The following is a 16,923-nucleotide window of genomic DNA, read 5'->3' as shown; positions in this document are numbered from 1 at the left end:
GTCATGCGCCTGGTCCAGCTTTCTCGTCATAACATCGCGTTTCCTTCGCCGGAGGGAGCGCTGCGTGAGCCCAACGGGCTGCTGGCCCTTGGCGGTGACCTTAGCCCTGCGCGGCTATTAATGGCCTACCAGCGCGGCATCTTCCCGTGGTTTTCTCCCGGCGACCCGATTTTATGGTGGTCTCCCGACCCGCGCGCCGTGCTGTGGCCAGCGCAGTTCCATCTGAGCCGCAGCATGAAGCGTTTCCATGCTAAATCCCCGTATCGCGTCACGCTGAATCACGCCTTTGGGCAGGTGATAGAAGGCTGTGCCGAAGATCGCCATGAAGGGACGTGGATCACCCGCGATATCGTCAACGCCTATCACCAGCTCCATGAGCTTGGCTACGCCCACTCCATTGAGGTCTGGGAAAAGGGGGAACTGGTTGGCGGCATGTACGGCGTGGCGCAAGGGACGCTGTTTTGCGGCGAATCGATGTTCTCCCGTGCGGTCAACGCCTCGAAAACCGCGTTGCTGGTCTTCTGCGAGGCCTTTGCCCAGCGCGGCGGACGCCTGATCGATTGTCAGGTACTCAACGAGCACACGGCCTCTCTCGGTGCAGTTGACATCCCGCGACGACAGTATATTGAGCATCTTGACGCCTGCCGTCAGGAGAAGCTCCCGCGCGACTTCTGGATCCCCAGAACGCTCTTTATGCCCAATGCTTAAATGTTTTCCGCATATTTTTTGTGAGGGTGTTATAATTATGCCGCAGAGTAGCTTCTGCCTGTTGCCCCGCCGCCGTTTGGGACCCTCGCTTCAGATAACGTCCTGACGTTTATCCTGTCGTCTCCCCTTTACGAATGCGCTTCCTGTTCGGTTGTACCGTGACGCTTGGGCAATGCGCCGAAACTGTTTTGCTGCGTTTTAATCGCGCAATTCTTTACTTAATTGATGAATTTCGGCATTATCTTGCCGGTTCAAAACTTGGTAGTGATACCCCAGAGGATTAGATGGCCAAAGAAGACAATATTGAAATGCAGGGTACCGTACTTGATACGTTGCCTAATACCATGTTTCGCGTAGAGCTGGAAAACGGTCACGTGGTAACTGCGCACATCTCCGGTAAAATGCGCAAAAACTACATCCGCATTTTGACGGGCGACAAAGTGACTGTTGAACTGACCCCGTACGACCTGAGCAAAGGCCGCATTGTCTTCCGTAGTCGCTAATTTTTTCGCCTGTAATGGCAGATGAATATTTAAAAGGTCGGGTTAATCCCGGCCTTTTTTATTTATGGCGTTAGTGTTGCTGCGTCGGAAGATGTATTGTCATCCATGGTTCTACAGGAGCGATTAAATCCCCCGCCATAGAATGAGCCATGTCATGAAGTAATCCCGTCAGGTGCGGCAGCATATCACGGTCAAAATGCGACACCAGCAGCACGTGGTTTAACGCCCGGCAGTAGTCACATTTCGTTTCTGTATCTTCAAGCAACCACTCTTTCTGTCGCGGTTGTTCCGCTTCTTCCTCAAATTCCACCACATGAAAATCACGCATGGATTCTGTGAGGCCGGATTTCACCTCTTTCAGGTAGGCTCCGAGACAACGGCAAACGGGCTGCGTTTGCGGAAGTGATTTGCAATCCAGCAAGATCTCGGTGAGCAGTTTGCAGCGCTCTGCAAGGGTTGGGAGATCGGGGTTGAGAGAGAGTTCGGTGTAGAGTTGGGAGATAGACTGGTTTTCCATATTCATAATTTCCATATTAAGAGCTGAAAACTACCACCAGAAACGCCAACTTCAGGTGGCAGACTGAACCGGTTTGGCGTACCGACCATATGGAAAATCGGCGCTTCAAAAGAAGCCCCGGTTCAGCCCACCATATTTGAAGATACGGATTATACCGCAGCTAAAAAAAGAGTGAACGAAACCAGTGACGTTGCGTTGAGCAACATCTTTCCATATGTGTGTAATCAGGACGCCAATCCCGGCACCTGATTTTGCAGGTGCGCCGCCATTTTATTACTGTGGATTTATCCAGCAACTAACTTCGAAAGAAACTGGAAAGCGCCTCGCAAAATTCCTCTGTGGCCTGAAGCCCTCACCCCAGCCCTCTCCCACAGGGAGAGGGAGAAAACAAAAAAAACGGCAACCGAAGTTGCCGTTTTGCTTTTACCTTACAACTCAGTGAGCCGCTTCCGGCTTGTGCTTCGCCGCACTCTGGAAATCGTACGTCAGCTCGTTCTTCGCCTGATCCAGCGCCACGGTCACCTGACCGCCGTCCACCAGCGAGCCAAACAGAAGCTCGTTCGCCAGCGGTTTCTTCAGGTTGTCCTGAATCACGCGCGCCATCGGACGGGCCCCCATCGCGCGGTCGTAGCCTTTCTCGGCCAGCCAGTTGCGGGCCTCCTGGCTCACTTCCAGCGAGACGCCTTTCTGATCCAGCTGAACCTGCAGCTCGACGATGAACTTGTCCACCACCTGATGGATCACCTCGGTAGACAGGTGATCGAACCAGATAATGTTGTCCAGACGGTTACGGAACTCCGGCGTGAAGATCTTCTTGATCTCCTCCATCGCATCGGTGCTGTTATCCTGGTGGATCAGGCCGATGGATTTGCGCTCGGTTTCACGTACCCCGGCGTTAGTGGTCATCACCAGCACCACGTTGCGGAAGTCCGCCTTGCGCCCGTTGTTATCGGTCAGCGTCCCGTTGTCCATCACCTGCAACAGGATGTTGAACACGTCCGGATGCGCTTTCTCGATTTCATCGAGCAGCAGTACCGCGTGCGGATGCTTGATCACCGCGTCGGTGAGCAGGCCGCCCTGGTCAAAGCCCACGTAGCCCGGAGGTGCACCAATCAAACGGCTGACGGTGTGACGCTCCATATACTCGGACATATCAAAGCGCAGCAGCTCAATGCCCAGCGCTTTGGAGAGCTGAACCGTCACCTCGGTTTTCCCCACGCCGGTCGGACCGGCAAACAGGAAGGAACCAACGGGCTTGTGGTCATGCCCCAGTCCGGCACGGGCCATCTTGATCGCTTCGGTTAAGGCCTCAATGGCTTTATCCTGACCAAAGACCAGCATTTTCAGGCGATTGCCGAGGGTGCGCAGCGTATCGCGGTCGCTCTGAGAGACGCTTTTCTCAGGGATACGCGCGATGCGGGCGACCACGGACTCGATATCCGCCACGTTAACGGTTTTCTTACGCTTGCTGGCAGGCATCAGGCGCGCACGCGCCCCGGCCTCATCAATCACGTCAATCGCCTTATCCGGCAGGTGACGGTCGTTGATGTATTTCACCGCCAGCTCCACCGCCGCACGCACCGCTTTCGCGGTGTAACGCACGTCGTGGTGCGCTTCGTACTTGGTTTTCAGGCCGTTGATGATCTGCACCGTTTCGTCAACCGACGGCTCAGTGACGTCGATTTTCTGGAAACGACGCGCCAGCGCGCGATCTTTCTCAAAAATGTTGCTGAACTCCTGGTACGTCGTGGAGCCCATCACGCGGATCTTGCCGCTTGAAAGCAGCGGTTTGATCAGGTTTGCCGCATCCACCTGGCCACCGGAAGCCGCACCTGCGCCGATGATGGTGTGGATCTCATCAATAAACAGGATGCTGTTGGTGTCCTGCTCCAGCTGTTTTAACAGCGCCTTGAAGCGTTTTTCAAAATCACCGCGGTATTTAGTGCCCGCCAGCAGCGAGCCAATATCCAGCGAGTAGATGGTGCAGTCGGCAATCACTTCCGGCACGTCGCCCTGCACAATGCGCCAGGCAAGCCCTTCGGCAATCGCCGTTTTACCCACGCCTGACTCGCCCACCAGCAGCGGGTTGTTCTTGCGGCGACGGCACAGCACCTGGATCGCACGCTCCAGCTCTTTATCGCGGCCAATCAGCGGGTCGATGCCGCCAACGCGAGCAAGCTGATTAAGGTTGGTGGTGAAGTTTTCCATACGATCCTCCCCGCCTGCTTGCTCTTCATTGTTATTGACCTGATTGCTGGAATCCGATGCCTGGTTAGGCTCGTCTTTGCGCGTTCCGTGAGAAATAAAGTTAACCACGTCGAGGCGGCTGACTTCGTGTTTGCGCAGCAGGTAGGCAGCCTGTGACTCCTGCTCGCTGAAGATGGCGACTAAGACGTTTGCGCCAGTCACTTCGCTACGTCCGGAAGACTGGACGTGGAATACCGCGCGCTGCAGCACACGCTGGAAGCTGAGCGTCGGCTGCGTGTCGCGCTCTTCTTCACTGGCTGGCAGCACCGGTGTGGTTTGTTCGATGAAGGCTTCGAGTTCCTGACGTAGCGCCACCAGGTCCACGGAGCAGGCTTCCAGCGCTTCGCGGGCAGATGGGTTGCTAAGCAGTGCGAGCAGTAAATGCTCGACGGTCATAAACTCATGTCGGTGCTCACGCGCTCTGGCGAAAGCCATGTTTAAACTGAGTTCCAGTTCTTGATTGAGCATAGGCACCTCCCCCAATTTTATGCCTTATCAGGCCTTTTCCAGCGTACACAGCAACGGATGCTCGTTCTCCCTCGCATAGTCGTTCACCATCGCCACTTTGGTTTCCGCCACTTCGGCGGTAAAAATGCCGCAGATAGCTTTGCCACGATAATGAACGGTAAGCATCAGTTGCGTTGCACGTTCTACATCATAAGAAAAGAACTTTTGTAGCACGTCAATAACAAATTCCATCGGCGTGTAATCATCGTTCATTAACATAACTTTATACATAGATGGCGGTTTTAGCGCGTCGCGCACTTTATCTTCCGCCAGCTGGTCAAAATCCAGCCAGTCGTTGGTCTTACCCATTTTGCATAACCACTTTGAATCTACCTCAGATGTTAGATAACAATCATCTATTACTGTCATCCGCGATGTCTGTCACAAACTGTTGCAATAGCGTTAACTGCTTCAAACTTTGGTTGATTATTGTCCCAACTCCAGCGCCAAACGCTTGACGACGTCTTTCGTTTATCTAAATTGTACAAGCGTGAGATGGCGAGGTTTTGAACAGCCCCCACTCCACCACCGGTTCATTCCATCTTAATTTATAAGATTTACGAAGGATGTCGAAGCATGGAAATGGGTACTGTTAAGTGGTTCAACAACGCCAAGGGGTTTGGCTTCATCTGCCCCGAAGGCGGCGGCGAAGATATCTTCGCTCACTATTCCACCATTCAGATGGATGGTTACAGGACGCTCAAAGCCGGGCAGTCCGTCCGGTTCGATGTACACCAGGGACCAAAAGGCAATCATGCAAGCCTAATCGTACCCGTTGAAGCAGAAACGGTTGCATAGCTCTCTGTTTTATTGTGTACATCACGCAGTCAAAATGCCAGCCCGATCGGCTGGCATTTTTATTTTCGGGTTATTCCCGAGCCAGCGCGTCCACCGGATCCAGCCGCGCCGCGTTGCGCGCAGGCAGCCAGCCAAACAAAATCCCGGTAAAGGTGGAACACAAAAACGCGGTGAGTATCGCCATCGGCGAGAAACCAATCTCCCAGCCGGGTAAAAAGAGCTGGAGCGCAAAGGCAATCATCATCGAGAGCGCAATGCCCATCGCGCCGCCCACCAGGCATACCAGCACCGCTTCAATTAAAAACTGCTGAAGCACGTCGCTGGCCCTGGCCCCGACCGCCATGCGGATGCCAATCTCCCGGGTGCGTTCAGTTACCGACACCAGCATGATATTCATCACCCCGATACCGCCAACGACCAGCGAGATCACCGCCACCAGCGTCAGGAACAGCTGAAGAGTACGTGTGGTCTTTTCCGCCGTTTTCAAGAGGCCGTCCATATTCCAGGTGAAGAAATCCTTCTTCCCGTGGCGCAACGTTAACAGCCGTTCCAGCTGCTGTTCCGCCAGCGCGCTGTCGTAGCCCTCCTTCACGCGCACGGTGATGGAGTTAAGCCACGACTGACCCATAATCCGCCCGGAGATGGTGGTATACGGCAGCCAGACGCGCAGGATCTTGCTGCTGCCGAACATCGACTGCTTCTCTTCCGCCACGCCAATGACCGTGGCAGGCATGTTGCCGACGAGGATCACTTCGCCCACCACGTTCGCTTTATTGGGGAAAAGCTGCCTGCGCGAGTTGGCGTCCAGCACCACCACCTGCGCCCTCCCCGCCAGCTGCTCGGCGTTGAAAGTGGCCCCTTCGCTGAAGGTCATGCCGTAGACGTTGAAGTAGTCGCCGCTCACGCCGTTGGCGCTGGCCGCCACGTCGATGTTGCCGTAGCGCAGACGCAGGTTTTGCGAGACCGCAGGCGTGGCGGAGTTCACCCACGGCTGCTTCTGAATCGCCGCCAGATCGTCATACTTGAGCGCCTGCTGATACTGCGGCTCGTCGTCGCCGAAGTCTTTGCCGGGATAGACGTCAATGGTGTTGGTCCCGATGGCGCGGATATCCGCCAGCACCAGCTGCTTGGCCGCGTCGCCCACCACCACAATCGACACCACCGAGGCAATACCGATAATGATGCCGAGCATGGTCAGCAGGGTGCGCATTTTGTTGGCCGCCATCGCCAGCCAGGCCATGGTCAGCGCTTCACGAAAGCCGCTGGAGAACTGCGCCCAGCCGGTCGACGCAGGCAGCGCTTCCTTCGGTGCCGCCGCGCGGGACTCACGCGGCGGCGGGTTGCTCACCAGCTCGCCGTCGTGGATCTCTATAATCCGTTCGGCCTGCGCCGCTACCTGCGGATCGTGGGTAACGATAATCACCGTGTGACCCTGATCGCGCAGCTGGTGCAGGATCGCCATCACCTCTTCGCCGGAGTGGCTGTCGAGCGCCCCGGTCGGTTCATCCGCGAGGATCACCTGCCCGCCGTTCATCAGCGCGCGGGCAATACTCACGCGCTGCTGCTGGCCGCCGGACAGCTGCGACGGCTGGTACTCCACCCGCTCCGCCAGCCCCAGACGCGTTAACAGCGCCTTCGCGCGCTCAAGGCGTTTCTTCCGCTCAACGCCCGCATACACCGCGGGAACCTCCACGTTCTGCGCCGCGCTCAGGTGAGAGAGCAAGTGGTAACGCTGGAAGATAAAGCCAAAGTGTTCCCGGCGCAGCTTCGCCAGCGCGTCGCCGTCCAGCGTGGAGATATCGGTTCCGGCCACGCGATAGGTACCGCTGGTGGGTTTATCCAGACAGCCGAGAATGTTCATCAGCGTCGATTTACCGGAACCCGACGCCCCGACAATCGCCACCATCTCGCCCGCCTCCACGCGCAGGGAGATGCCTTTCAGCACCTCCACCGGGCCGTCGCCGGACGGATAGCTGCGACGAATGTCCTTCAGCTCAAGCAGCGCGGTCATTTAGCGGCTCCGGGCAGGCTTTCGCTGACAACAACCTCCTCGCCCTCTTCCAGCCCTTTCTCCACCACCACGTCGGTGTCGTTGCGCGCGCCAATCACCACCTCGCGCTCGCGCGTTTCACCGTTGCGCAGCACTTTCACCTTGTAGCGATTGTCCCCGGCGGATTCACCCAGCGCGGAGAGCGGAACGGTCAGCACGTTCTTCACGCCGGTCAGCTGGATGTGCACCTGCGCGGTCATGTCCAGGCGCAGCACGCCCTTCGGGTTTGGCACTTCAAAACGCGCGTAGTAGAAAATGGCGTCGTTAACCTTTTCCGGCGTCGGCAGAATGTCTTTCAGCACGCCTTCGTAGCGGGTCTGCGGATCGCCGAGTACGGTAAACCAGGCATTCTGACCCGGCTTAAGATGGATCACGTCCGCCTCGGAGACCTGGGCCTTCACCAGCATGGTGCTCATGTCCGCCAGCGTCAGAATGTTTGGCGCCTGCTGGGCGGCAATCACCGTCTGGCCCTGCAGCGTGGTAATTTGCGTCACTTCCCCGGCCATCGGCGCGACGATCTTTGTGTAATCAAGATTGGTTTTCGCCGTATCCAGCGAGGCCTGATTACGCTTGATTTGCGCGTCGATCGTGCCAATCTGCGCCTGTTTCACCGCCAGTTCAGTCGCGGCGGTGTCTAAATCCTGTTTCGAGATAGCCTGGGTTTTCGCCAGCGCCTGCTGGCGGGTCAGCGTCACCTGCGCCAGGTTACGCTCTGCCTGCGCCTGCGCACGCTGCGCGCGCAGCTCCATCAGCGTCGCTTCCACTTCGCGGATCTGGTTCTCAGCCTGCTCGGGATCGATAACGCCAAGCAGCTGGCCTTTTTTCACCTTGTCGCCAATCTCTACCGACAGCGTTTTCAGCTGGCCGCTGACCTGAGCGCCGACGTCAACTTTGCGCAGCGCATCAAGTTTGCCCGTCGCAAGGACATTTTGCTGCAGTTCACCCGGACGAACGATCAGCGTCTGGTACTGCGGCACAGGCGCGTTAAGCACCTGCCATAACCAGAATCCACCGGCTACAATCACCAGCGCCAGCAGCAGAAACAGCGTTCTGCGTTTTCCCTTGAGGTTCATAAATATTCCAAATAAATGTTCTGGCAATAATAAACGTTGATTCTATCTAAACGACTCCTTAACGAAACCCCTGTTCTCCGAAATCACCCTAATTTGTTTACAAGACGTTGATATTTCCCCTGCTGAAATAGCGGTATTCCAAAAGACTCAGGATTTATCATGTCTTCTATCGTCGATACACCTCTTCCAAACCTGACGCAGCCGACATCCGGCTGGCAGCTCTTCAAAAATCTGGCGTTCGGCAAGATCGCGCCCGGCCTTGCATGGCAGAACCCCGCCTATCGCCGTAAGTTCATGCTGCGTTCTCTGGCGACGCCCGTGAGCACGTCTCGCCTGTTAACAAACCTCGCTAAGCAGCCGCGTCTGATGCAGATGCTGCAGGTGCAGCCCGGTCTGCCGTGTCGGCTTCATCGTCCCTGGCTGACGGTGAAGATGGATCGCCAGCACGCGCTGGAATCCCTGAACTGGCACTATCAGGCCATGAGCCGCCAGCTCCCGGCCACGCTCCTGAAGGGCTATCTTTCGACGCAGGGGACTACGCTGCTGACCTTAACCGGGAAAGATGAACAGCAATTTACCGTCCGCCTGTGTGCCGATGCGTTCCTGGATAAAGAGGGAGAGGCCACCCTCACCTTCTGCGACGTTCAGAATACGGTGCTGGCGGAGCTAACCTTTACGCTCTGCCAGTTTGAAGGAAAATCGACGCTGTTCATCGGCGGTTTGCAGGGCGCGAAAGCGCATGTTCCCCATGAGCTGATCCAGAAAGCGACGAAGGCCTGCCACGGTCTGTTCCCGAAACGCCTGCTGGTTGAAGCCGCCATGACGTTCGGCGCCGCATTCCCGGTCGCGCAGATTGTTGCCGTCAGTAATGCCACCCATATTTATCGCAGCTGGCGCTACCGCAAGAAAAAAGAGGGAAAACTGCTGGCCGATTACGACGGCTTCTGGAGTTCCCTCGGTGGGGAAAAACAGGAGAGCGGCCACTTTATGCTGCCGCTTGCCATGCCGCGTAAACCCGTAGAAGAGATCGCGAGCAAAAAACGCGCCGAATACCGTCGCCGCTACGCGCTGCTGGATAGCCTGATTCAGCAGGTGAAACAGGCGACCGAACGTTAATCCGCCCTTCCGCGTGCCAGCCACAGCACGCGGGAGAACATTTTCCGCAGCAGGGTCGGAACCGCCTCTACGCCCCGCCTTCCCGCTTCCGTCGCCACTTCAATGGCTAAGTCCGGTTTCGACGAACGGTGAATAGCTTTGGCGATCACGCGCCGCATGTTCATCGGGACGTCGACCGGCACCATCGCAATGCGGTGGAATACATCGTCAAAGCCCTGACGGTACATAAAATGCTCCATGTCCATCGCGGGCAGCATCGTTAAATGATCCCGTTCTTCTTCCCGCTCGTTGTTCAGCAGGCTGCGCACGGTTGAGGCATATTTTTTCCCCGCTTCGTCGCCGTCCACCAGCACATGCCATTCAATTCCCATTCGGCGGGCAAATTTTATCAGCGGTTTTAATCCCGACTGGGCAAATTCGATCACCTTAATACCTTCGGCATCAAAATGGTGGCCGCACTGGCGCGCCAGTTCGTTGATGACCCAGGTCTCCGTTTCCCCCTCCACCAGCAGCCAGCAGCGGGCGAAGAGCGACGAGGCGCGATTAAAGCGTATATGAAACGCGATTCGCCGCCCGTCTTCGGCGTTCATCCCGCCGGGCCCGAGGCGGTATGCGGATACGCGGGAGGACTCGCGCACCAGACGGCAGATGTGCTCCACCGGCGTCAGCGATAGCAGCTCACCGGAGTTGGTGGTGGTAATCCGCTGGAGCGGCAGCAGATTCAGCAGGTGCCACGCCACGGAGAGCATGATGGGGTGCAGGCGCGTTTCCGGATCTTCCACCAGCAGCAGCGGGCGGGCATCCCGGTCAAGACGCACGGTGCCCTTCGCCTGCAGAAGCGTTGAAAACAGCCCCAGCAAAATCACCCGATGGGTACGCCCGCCGGGCCGGTCGATCATCCGGTTGATGATGTCGAGATAGCGCCAGCTGCGCTGTTCATCATGAGAACGGCGGCGCATCAAACGATGGCGCGACTCCGAGGTGCCCTGCTCGGAAAAATAGTGCTCCAGCAGTTGCACCATCGCCGACAGCCCCTGACGAATTTGACCATCGGTGAGGTTTTGCGGACGCGACACCAGCTCTCGCGCCAGGAAATCCAGCTCGCGGGCGGTGACTTCCACCTCCGGCATATTCGGTACGGTGCCGTTACGAATACGGCGCATAAAGCGCGCATCGCGCAGGCGTAACACCGGCGTCAGGCGAATAAGGTGACGCGCCAGACCGTCGATATTCTCCAGCGGAATCGGGTTGGCTTTCTCATCGAGGAATTCACGCAGGGTCAGTACCCCCTCGTTTTCCGCCATTTCACCTTCCAGCCGATAGAAAATCCGGTGGAAACCGTCGTCGCAGGGCACCCAGCAGGGCGACAGCGGGCGGAAGCGACGCACGCGGTGACGGCCGGGTTCAGATTCACGGAACGTCAGGATGATATGCAGGTGCTTCTCGCGGCCCGCGATATCGCCGGGCGGGAACCAGAAATCATCGTGGACGAAGTGATACAGCTTGTCTTCGGGTGAAAGCAGCAGCGTTAGTGCATCAAGCAGGCTGGACTTACCCCACGCGTTCTCGCCGATCAGGACGTTGTTCTGCTCCAGCTGCAGCGACAGGCGGTTAATACCGCGAAACCCGACAATTTCCACACGTTCGAGAAGCATAAATCCCCCGCGAAATGATCACTTTTTCCTTTAAGTTATCAGCAGTATAGCGGCAGGAACCCTGGCACGACAGCAGAACATTCACCCTTGCGGGATTTGAACTATGCTCTATTTACCGCTGATTTGAACAAGGATTAACATCACATTGCCTTAAATCAAATTAACCGAATTTATTTAAGTGGCGAAGGGATGTTGTTGGTTTTTAAAATGCGGGCTCTTTGAGTCGTCATCCCTTTATGGCGATATATCCCGCGCGCGGGAAAACGCGTGGAAAATTATTTTGAGGTGGTTATGTTTAGAAAATTGGCAGCAGAATGCTTTGGTACATTCTGGCTGGTATTTGGTGGCTGCGGTAGCGCCGTTCTGGCAGCAGCATTCCCGGAATTAGGTATTGGTTTTGTCGGCGTCGCGCTGGCATTTGGCTTAACCGTATTAACCATGGCTTTCGCCGTGGGGCATATTTCCGGCGGTCATTTTAACCCGGCGGTGACATTAGGCTTATGGGCGGGCGGGCGTTTCCCGGCGAAAGAGGTTATTGGCTACATCGTGGCGCAGGTGGTTGGTGGTATTATTGCGGCGGGCGTGCTGTACGTCATTGCCAGCGGTAAAGCAGGCTTTGACGCGGCGGCCAGCGGCTTCGCCTCTAACGGCTTTGGCGAACACTCTCCGGGCGGTTATTCCATGCTTTCTGCCATTGTAATTGAAATTGTACTGACCGCAGGCTTCCTGCTGGTGATCCACGGTGCAACCGACAAACACGCGCCTGCAGGCTTCGCGCCCATCGCCATTGGTCTGGCGCTGACGCTGATCCACCTGATCTCCATTCCGGTGACCAACACCTCCGTTAACCCGGCGCGCAGCACCGCCGTCGCCATTTTCCAGGGCGGCTGGGCGCTTGAGCAGCTGTGGCTGTTCTGGGTGATGCCGATCGTCGGCGGTATTCTGGGCGGCGTGCTGTACCGCACTCTGCTGGAAAAACGCGATTAATCTTTCCCTCCCTCTCCCCGTGGGAGAGGGCCGGGGTGAGGGCAACAGGCCGCACCCCCACATAGACACAAGCCGGGTAAGGCGTAGCCGCCACCCGGCTTTTTTATTGCTCCTTTACCTGACAGCCTTTATTGGGTAGTGTCTCTGGCGCTTAACAGAAACTCAAAAGGACCGGCTGTTCATGTTTTCAGGACTCCTCATTATTCTGCTGCCCCTGATTGTGGGCTATCTTATTCCGCTGCGTCATGAATCGGCCTTAAAGCTTATTAACCGTTTTCTCAGCTGGATTGTTTACGTCATTCTGTTCTTTATGGGAATCAGCCTGGCCTTCCTGGATAATCTGGCGACAAATTTACTTTCCATCCTGCATTATTCTGCGGTCACCGTGGTGGTTATTTTGCTGTGCAATATTGCCGCCCTGCTGTGGCTGGAACGCACTATTCCGTGGAAAAATAATCACCACCAGGAAAAGCTTCCCTCCCGAATTGCAATGGCGCTGGAATCATTAAAGCTCTGCGGCGTCGTGGTGCTTGGATTTCTTCTGGGCCTTACCGGATGGACATTTTTGCAGCACGCGACGGACGCCAGCGAATATACCCTGATCTTCCTGCTGTTCCTGATTGGTATTCAGCTGCGAAATAACGGCATGACGCTGAAACAGATTGTCCTGAACCGTCGGGGAATGATCGTTGCCGTTATGGTTGTCGTCAGCTCCATGGTCGCGGGCGTGATTAATGCCTTTATTCTCGATCTGCCGCTAAAAACCGGCCTGGCGATGGCCTCCGGGTTTGGCTGGTACTCCCTCTCCGGTATTCTGCTGACCGAATCCTTCGGCCCGGTGATCGGCAGCGCTGCCTTTTTTAACGATCTGGCTCGAGAGCTGATTGCCATCATGCTGATCCCGGGGCTGGTTCGCCGCAGCCGCTCGACGGCACTGGGCCTGTGCGGCGCCACGTCGATGGACTTTACCCTGCCGGTCCTCCAGCGTTCGGGCGGGCTGGAGATGGTGCCCGCAGCCATCGTTCACGGCTTTATTTTGAGCCTGCTGGTTCCCGTCCTGATGGCGTTTTTCTCTGCCTGATACCTCTGTGGCGGTAGGGCTCCTGCCGCCAAAATTGCGCTAAATCAATCTCCCTCTATTTTGTCGCAGAAAGCTCTTTTCACCGTTCTGGCACAGGCATACCCTTAAACATGTATATCAAATATAACTTTTACAGGTGTGATTATGTTTTGTGTGCAATGTGAACAAACCATCCGTACCCCGGCAGGCAACGGCTGCTCTTACTCGCAGGGTATGTGCGGTAAAACCGCAGAAACATCAGACCTGCAGGATCTGCTGATAGCCGCCCTGCATGGTCTTTCCGCCTGGGCCTTCAAAGCCCGTGAATACGGCATTGTCGACCATTACGTCGACAGCTTCGCGCCGCGCGCGTTTTTCTCCACGCTGACTAACGTCAACTTCGATTCTCCGCGCATCGTCGGCTATGCCCGCGAAGCGATTGCCCTGCGCGAAGCTTTGAAAGCGCAGTGCCTGAATGCCGATACCAGTGCCCGCGTGGACAACCCAATGGCGGAGCTTCAGCTGGTGAGCGACGACCTGGGCGAGCTACAGCGCCAGGCCGCAGAATTTACCCCTAATAAGGACAAAGCGGCGATTGGCGAGAACATCCTCGGCCTGCGTCTGCTGTGCCTGTACGGCCTGAAAGGTGCAGCGGCCTATATGGAACACGCGCACGTTCTCGGGAAGTCAGATAACGACATTTACGCCCAGTACCACAAAATTATGGCGTGGCTCGGCACCTGGCCTTCCGACATGAACGCCCTGCTCGAGTGCGCAATGGAAATCGGCCAGATGAACTTCAAAGTCATGAGCATTCTGGATGCCGGTGAAACCAGCACTTACGGTCATCCGACCCCGACGCAGGTCAACGTCAAAGCGACCGAAGGCAAATGCATCCTGATTTCCGGCCACGACCTGAAAGATCTCTACAACCTGCTGAAGCAGACCGAAGGCACCGGCGTTAACGTCTATACCCACGGCGAAATGCTGCCCGCCCACGGCTACCCGGAACTGCGTAAGTTCAAGCATCTGGTGGGTAACTACGGCAGCGGCTGGCAGAATCAGCAGGTAGAGTTCGCCCGCTTCCCTGGCCCTATCGTGATGACCTCCAACTGCATCATCGACCCTACCGTGGGCGCGTATGACGACCGCATCTGGACCCGCAGCATCGTCGGCTGGCCGGGCGTGAGCCACCTTGAAGGCGACGATTTCGGTCCGGTTATCGAGCAGGCGCAGCAGATGGCGGGCTTCCCGTACAGCGAAATCGAACATCTGATCACCGTTGGCTTCGGTCGCGAAACGCTGCTGGGTGCGGCAGATTCTCTGATTGACCTCGTCAGCCGTGAAAAGCTGCGCCACATCTTCCTCGTTGGGGGATGCGACGGCGCGCGCGGCGAGCGTAACTACTTCACCGATTTCGCCACCAGCGTGCCGGATGATTGCCTGATCCTGACCCTGGCGTGCGGTAAATACCGTTTCAACAAGCTAGACTTCGGCAACATCGAAGGCCTGCCGCGCCTGATTGATGCAGGCCAGTGCAACGATGCTTACTCGGCCATCATTCTGGCGGTCACGCTGGCAGAAAAACTCGGCTGCGGCGTCAACGATCTGCCGCTGTCGCTGGTGCTCTCCTGGTTCGAGCAGAAAGCGATTGTCATTCTGCTTACCCTGCTCTCTCTCGGCGTGACCAACATCGTAACCGGCCCGACCGCGCCAGGCTTCCTGACGCCGGACCTGCTGGCGGTGCTGAACGAGAAATTCGGTCTGCGTTCCGTGACCAACGTTGAAGATGATATGAAGCAACTGCTGAGCGCGTAAGGAGCGATTCATGACCATGCCAACCTCACAATGTCCGTGGCGGATGCAGGTTCATCACATCCATCAGGAGACGCCGGATGTGTGGACGCTGTCGCTGCTCTGCCACGACTACTATCCGTACCGTGCGGGCCAGTATGCGCTGGTCAGCGTTCGCAACTCGGCGGACACGCTTCGCGCCTATACGATCTCCTCCACGCCGGGCGTGAGCGAGTACATTACGCTCACTATCCGCCGCATTGATGACGGTGCAGGCTCTCAGTGGCTGACCCGTGACGTGAAGCGCGGAGATTACATCTGGCTGTCTGACGCGCAGGGGGATTTCACCTGTGACGATAAGGCAGACAATAAATTCCTGCTGCTGGCGGCGGGCTGTGGCGTAACGCCGATCATGTCGATGCGCCGCTGGCTGGCGAAGAACCGCCCGCAGGCCGACGTGCAGACAATCTTCAGCGTGCGCTCTCCGGAAGATGTGATTTTTGCCGATGAGTGGCGTAATTATCCGGTGACGCTGGTGGCGGAACACAACGCGACCCACGGTTTTGTGCCCGGTCGCCTGAGCCGCGAGCTGCTGCAAAGCGTGCCGGACATTGCGAACCGTACCGTGATGACCTGCGGCCCGGCGCCGTACATGGATATCGTGGGGAAAGAAGTTAGAGCGCTTGGCGTGACCCGCTTCTTCAAAGAGCAGTTCTTCACGCCGGTGGCGGAAGCGGCAACCAGCGGGATTCAGTTCACCAAACTGCAGCCCGCACAGACCTTCTTTGGCCGCGTGGGCACCACGCTGCTGGAAGCGCTGGAAAGCAACAAGGTGCCGGTAGTCGCGGCCTGCCGTGCGGGCGTGTGCGGCTGCTGTAAAACGAAAGTGGTTTCAGGGGAATATACCGTCACCAGCACCATGACGCTGTCCGACGCGGAAATTGCTGAAGGTTACGTGCTGGCGTGCTCGTGCCACCCGCAGGGGGATTTGGTCCTCGCATAAGCGATAAACGTTCGATCGTAGGCCCGGTAAGCGTCAGCGCCACCGGGCTTTTTTGCCGGGTGGCACTGCGTTTACCCGGCCTACGTTGTGCATGCTGCCTGTACGGCAGTGAACGGTCTGCCATTCTGCGAATCTCGCGGTCTCCCTGTGCATGCTGCCTGTACGGCAGTGAACGATCATTTTTTCTGATTATAAGAGGGTACTATTGTGCATGCTGCCTGTACGGCAGTGAACTGGAACAATCTACACCTATCACCTTGTCAGATAAAGAATTCCCCTAAAAAATACCCTTTAAACCCTTTTTTCATCACAAATAATTCCGCTTAATAAAATCAAAGACTTAAAAACCACCAATAAAAAAGGGTCCAGAGACCCTTATATTTTTAGCACCCAGCTTTATTGCCACGCAGGCGCTTTCCCTAACGCAAACCGCCCTGCCCCTAAACACGCTACCGCCAGCGAGCCAACAAAGAAGTACACCAGGCTTTCAATCGCCCATGCCCCAACCTTATCGAGCGCGAACGTTTCACCCATTCCCACCATCAGCCATGCCACGATCATCGTAAACGCCAGCACCAGCGCGGCCGGGCGCGTAAAGAGCCCGACAATAATCAGGATCGGTGCCACCACTTCGCCAATCAACACGCCGTAGGCAATAAATCCCGGCAGCCCTTTCTCTACCAGCATGCCGCTGATAAAGCCCACGCCGCCAAACAGCTTATGCAAACCGTGAAAAAGCATCAGCCCACCGACGGCAAGTCGTAACAAGAGTTTGCCGAGATCGTCGCACGATAGCTTTTCATTAACAGCAATTAACAATGATTTAACCATTTGAAATGATTCCTGTTTTCACTGAGACATCACCAGCTTATGCCGAAGCGTGGCGCATGAAAAGCACCTTTTAA

15 protein-coding genes are annotated in these 16,923 nt (G+C 56.5%); 8 read left to right on the top strand and 7 right to left on the bottom strand.

Features of this window, described 5'->3' with window-relative positions; genetic code table 11:
- Nucleotides 1-3 precede the first annotated feature (3 nt).
- Both aat and infA read left to right on the top strand, forming a co-directional pair.
- Nucleotides 4-708 (top strand): leucyl/phenylalanyl-tRNA--protein transferase, encoded by a 705-nt coding sequence (gene aat / locus IM265_RS10415; RefSeq protein ID WP_041910636.1) that lies wholly within the window; start codon nt 4-6, stop codon nt 706-708.
- A 284-nt stretch (nt 709-992) separates the two neighbouring features.
- The gene (gene infA / locus IM265_RS10410) at nt 993-1,211 is read left to right on the top strand and encodes a translation initiation factor IF-1 (protein WP_002211347.1); all 219 of its coding nucleotides are present in this window, start codon (nt 993-995) and stop codon (nt 1,209-1,211) included.
- A 70-nt stretch (nt 1,212-1,281) separates the two neighbouring features.
- On the opposite strand, the gene IM265_RS10405 is transcribed toward infA, so the two are convergent.
- The 3 genes from IM265_RS10405 to clpS all read right to left on the bottom strand — a co-directional run bounded on the left by IM265_RS10405 (nt 1,282) and on the right by clpS (nt 4,791).
- On the bottom strand, nt 1,282-1,743 hold the full coding sequence (locus IM265_RS10405) for a hypothetical protein (RefSeq protein WP_370551779.1): 462 nt from the start codon (nt 1,741-1,743) through the stop codon (nt 1,282-1,284).
- A gap of 420 nt (nt 1,744-2,163) precedes the next feature.
- Nucleotides 2,164-4,443 (bottom strand): ATP-dependent Clp protease ATP-binding subunit ClpA, encoded by a 2,280-nt coding sequence (gene clpA, locus IM265_RS10400; RefSeq protein ID WP_028012550.1) that lies wholly within the window; start codon nt 4,441-4,443, stop codon nt 2,164-2,166.
- Between the two features lie 27 nt (nt 4,444-4,470).
- On the bottom strand, nt 4,471-4,791 hold the full coding sequence (gene clpS, locus IM265_RS10395) for an ATP-dependent Clp protease adapter ClpS (protein ID WP_006174393.1): 321 nt from the start codon (nt 4,789-4,791) through the stop codon (nt 4,471-4,473).
- Between the two features lie 267 nt (nt 4,792-5,058).
- Between clpS and cspD the strand changes: the two genes are divergently transcribed.
- On the top strand, nt 5,059-5,280 hold the full coding sequence (gene cspD, locus IM265_RS10390) for a cold shock-like protein CspD (RefSeq protein WP_006809408.1): 222 nt from the start codon (nt 5,059-5,061) through the stop codon (nt 5,278-5,280).
- 70 nt (nt 5,281-5,350) lie between these two features.
- Here the strand turns inward: cspD and macB are convergent, their stop codons facing one another.
- Nucleotides 5,351-7,291, bottom strand: a complete 1,941-nt coding sequence (gene macB, locus IM265_RS10385; protein ID WP_193030935.1) for a macrolide ABC transporter ATP-binding protein/permease MacB — start codon at nt 7,289-7,291, stop codon at nt 5,351-5,353.
- Complete coding sequence (macA, locus tag IM265_RS10380; protein ID WP_041910641.1) at nt 7,288-8,403, bottom strand: macrolide transporter subunit MacA; 1,116 nt, start codon at nt 8,401-8,403, stop codon at nt 7,288-7,290. Before macA ends, macB begins: the two co-directional genes overlap by 4 nt.
- A gap of 159 nt (nt 8,404-8,562) precedes the next feature.
- Here macA and IM265_RS10375 point away from each other — a divergent pair, with 159 nt between their 5' ends.
- Nucleotides 8,563-9,519 (top strand): VirK/YbjX family protein, encoded by a 957-nt coding sequence (locus IM265_RS10375; RefSeq protein WP_045630014.1) that lies wholly within the window; start codon nt 8,563-8,565, stop codon nt 9,517-9,519.
- Here IM265_RS10375 and IM265_RS10370 read toward each other — a convergent pair.
- A complete protein-coding gene (locus IM265_RS10370) occupies nt 9,516-11,174 on the bottom strand; it encodes an ATP-dependent endonuclease (protein WP_193030933.1) in 1,659 nt (552 codons plus the stop codon). The two genes, IM265_RS10375 and IM265_RS10370, sit on opposite strands and share 4 nt — an antisense overlap.
- A 291-nt stretch (nt 11,175-11,465) precedes the next feature.
- Here IM265_RS10370 and aqpZ point away from each other — a divergent pair, with 291 nt between their 5' ends.
- The 4 genes from aqpZ (at nt 11,466) to hcr (ending at nt 16,018) form a co-directional block, all read left to right on the top strand.
- Nucleotides 11,466-12,161, top strand: a complete 696-nt coding sequence (gene aqpZ / locus IM265_RS10365) for an aquaporin Z (RefSeq protein ID WP_028012545.1) — start codon at nt 11,466-11,468, stop codon at nt 12,159-12,161.
- A gap of 181 nt (nt 12,162-12,342) precedes the next feature.
- Complete coding sequence (locus IM265_RS10360; protein WP_028012543.1) at nt 12,343-13,242, top strand: lysine exporter LysO family protein; 900 nt, start codon at nt 12,343-12,345, stop codon at nt 13,240-13,242.
- Between the two features lie 144 nt (nt 13,243-13,386).
- Complete coding sequence (gene hcp / locus IM265_RS10355; RefSeq protein ID WP_193030931.1) at nt 13,387-15,039, top strand: hydroxylamine reductase; 1,653 nt, start codon at nt 13,387-13,389, stop codon at nt 15,037-15,039.
- Between the two features lie 10 nt (nt 15,040-15,049).
- On the top strand, nt 15,050-16,018 hold the full coding sequence (gene hcr, locus IM265_RS10350; RefSeq protein WP_193030929.1) for an NADH oxidoreductase: 969 nt from the start codon (nt 15,050-15,052) through the stop codon (nt 16,016-16,018).
- 396 nt (nt 16,019-16,414) lie between these two features.
- Here hcr and IM265_RS10345 read toward each other — a convergent pair whose 3' ends face one another.
- Nucleotides 16,415-16,849 (bottom strand): DoxX family protein, encoded by a 435-nt coding sequence (locus IM265_RS10345; protein ID WP_063449197.1) that lies wholly within the window; start codon nt 16,847-16,849, stop codon nt 16,415-16,417.
- Nucleotides 16,850-16,923: the final 74 nt, after the last annotated feature.

The organism is Enterobacter cloacae complex sp. P17RS (assembly GCF_014895885.1).
In the GTDB taxonomy this organism is placed as follows: domain Bacteria; phylum Pseudomonadota; class Gammaproteobacteria; order Enterobacterales; family Enterobacteriaceae; genus Enterobacter; species Enterobacter bugandensis.
This window is presented reverse-complemented; position numbering and strand designations above follow the sequence as displayed.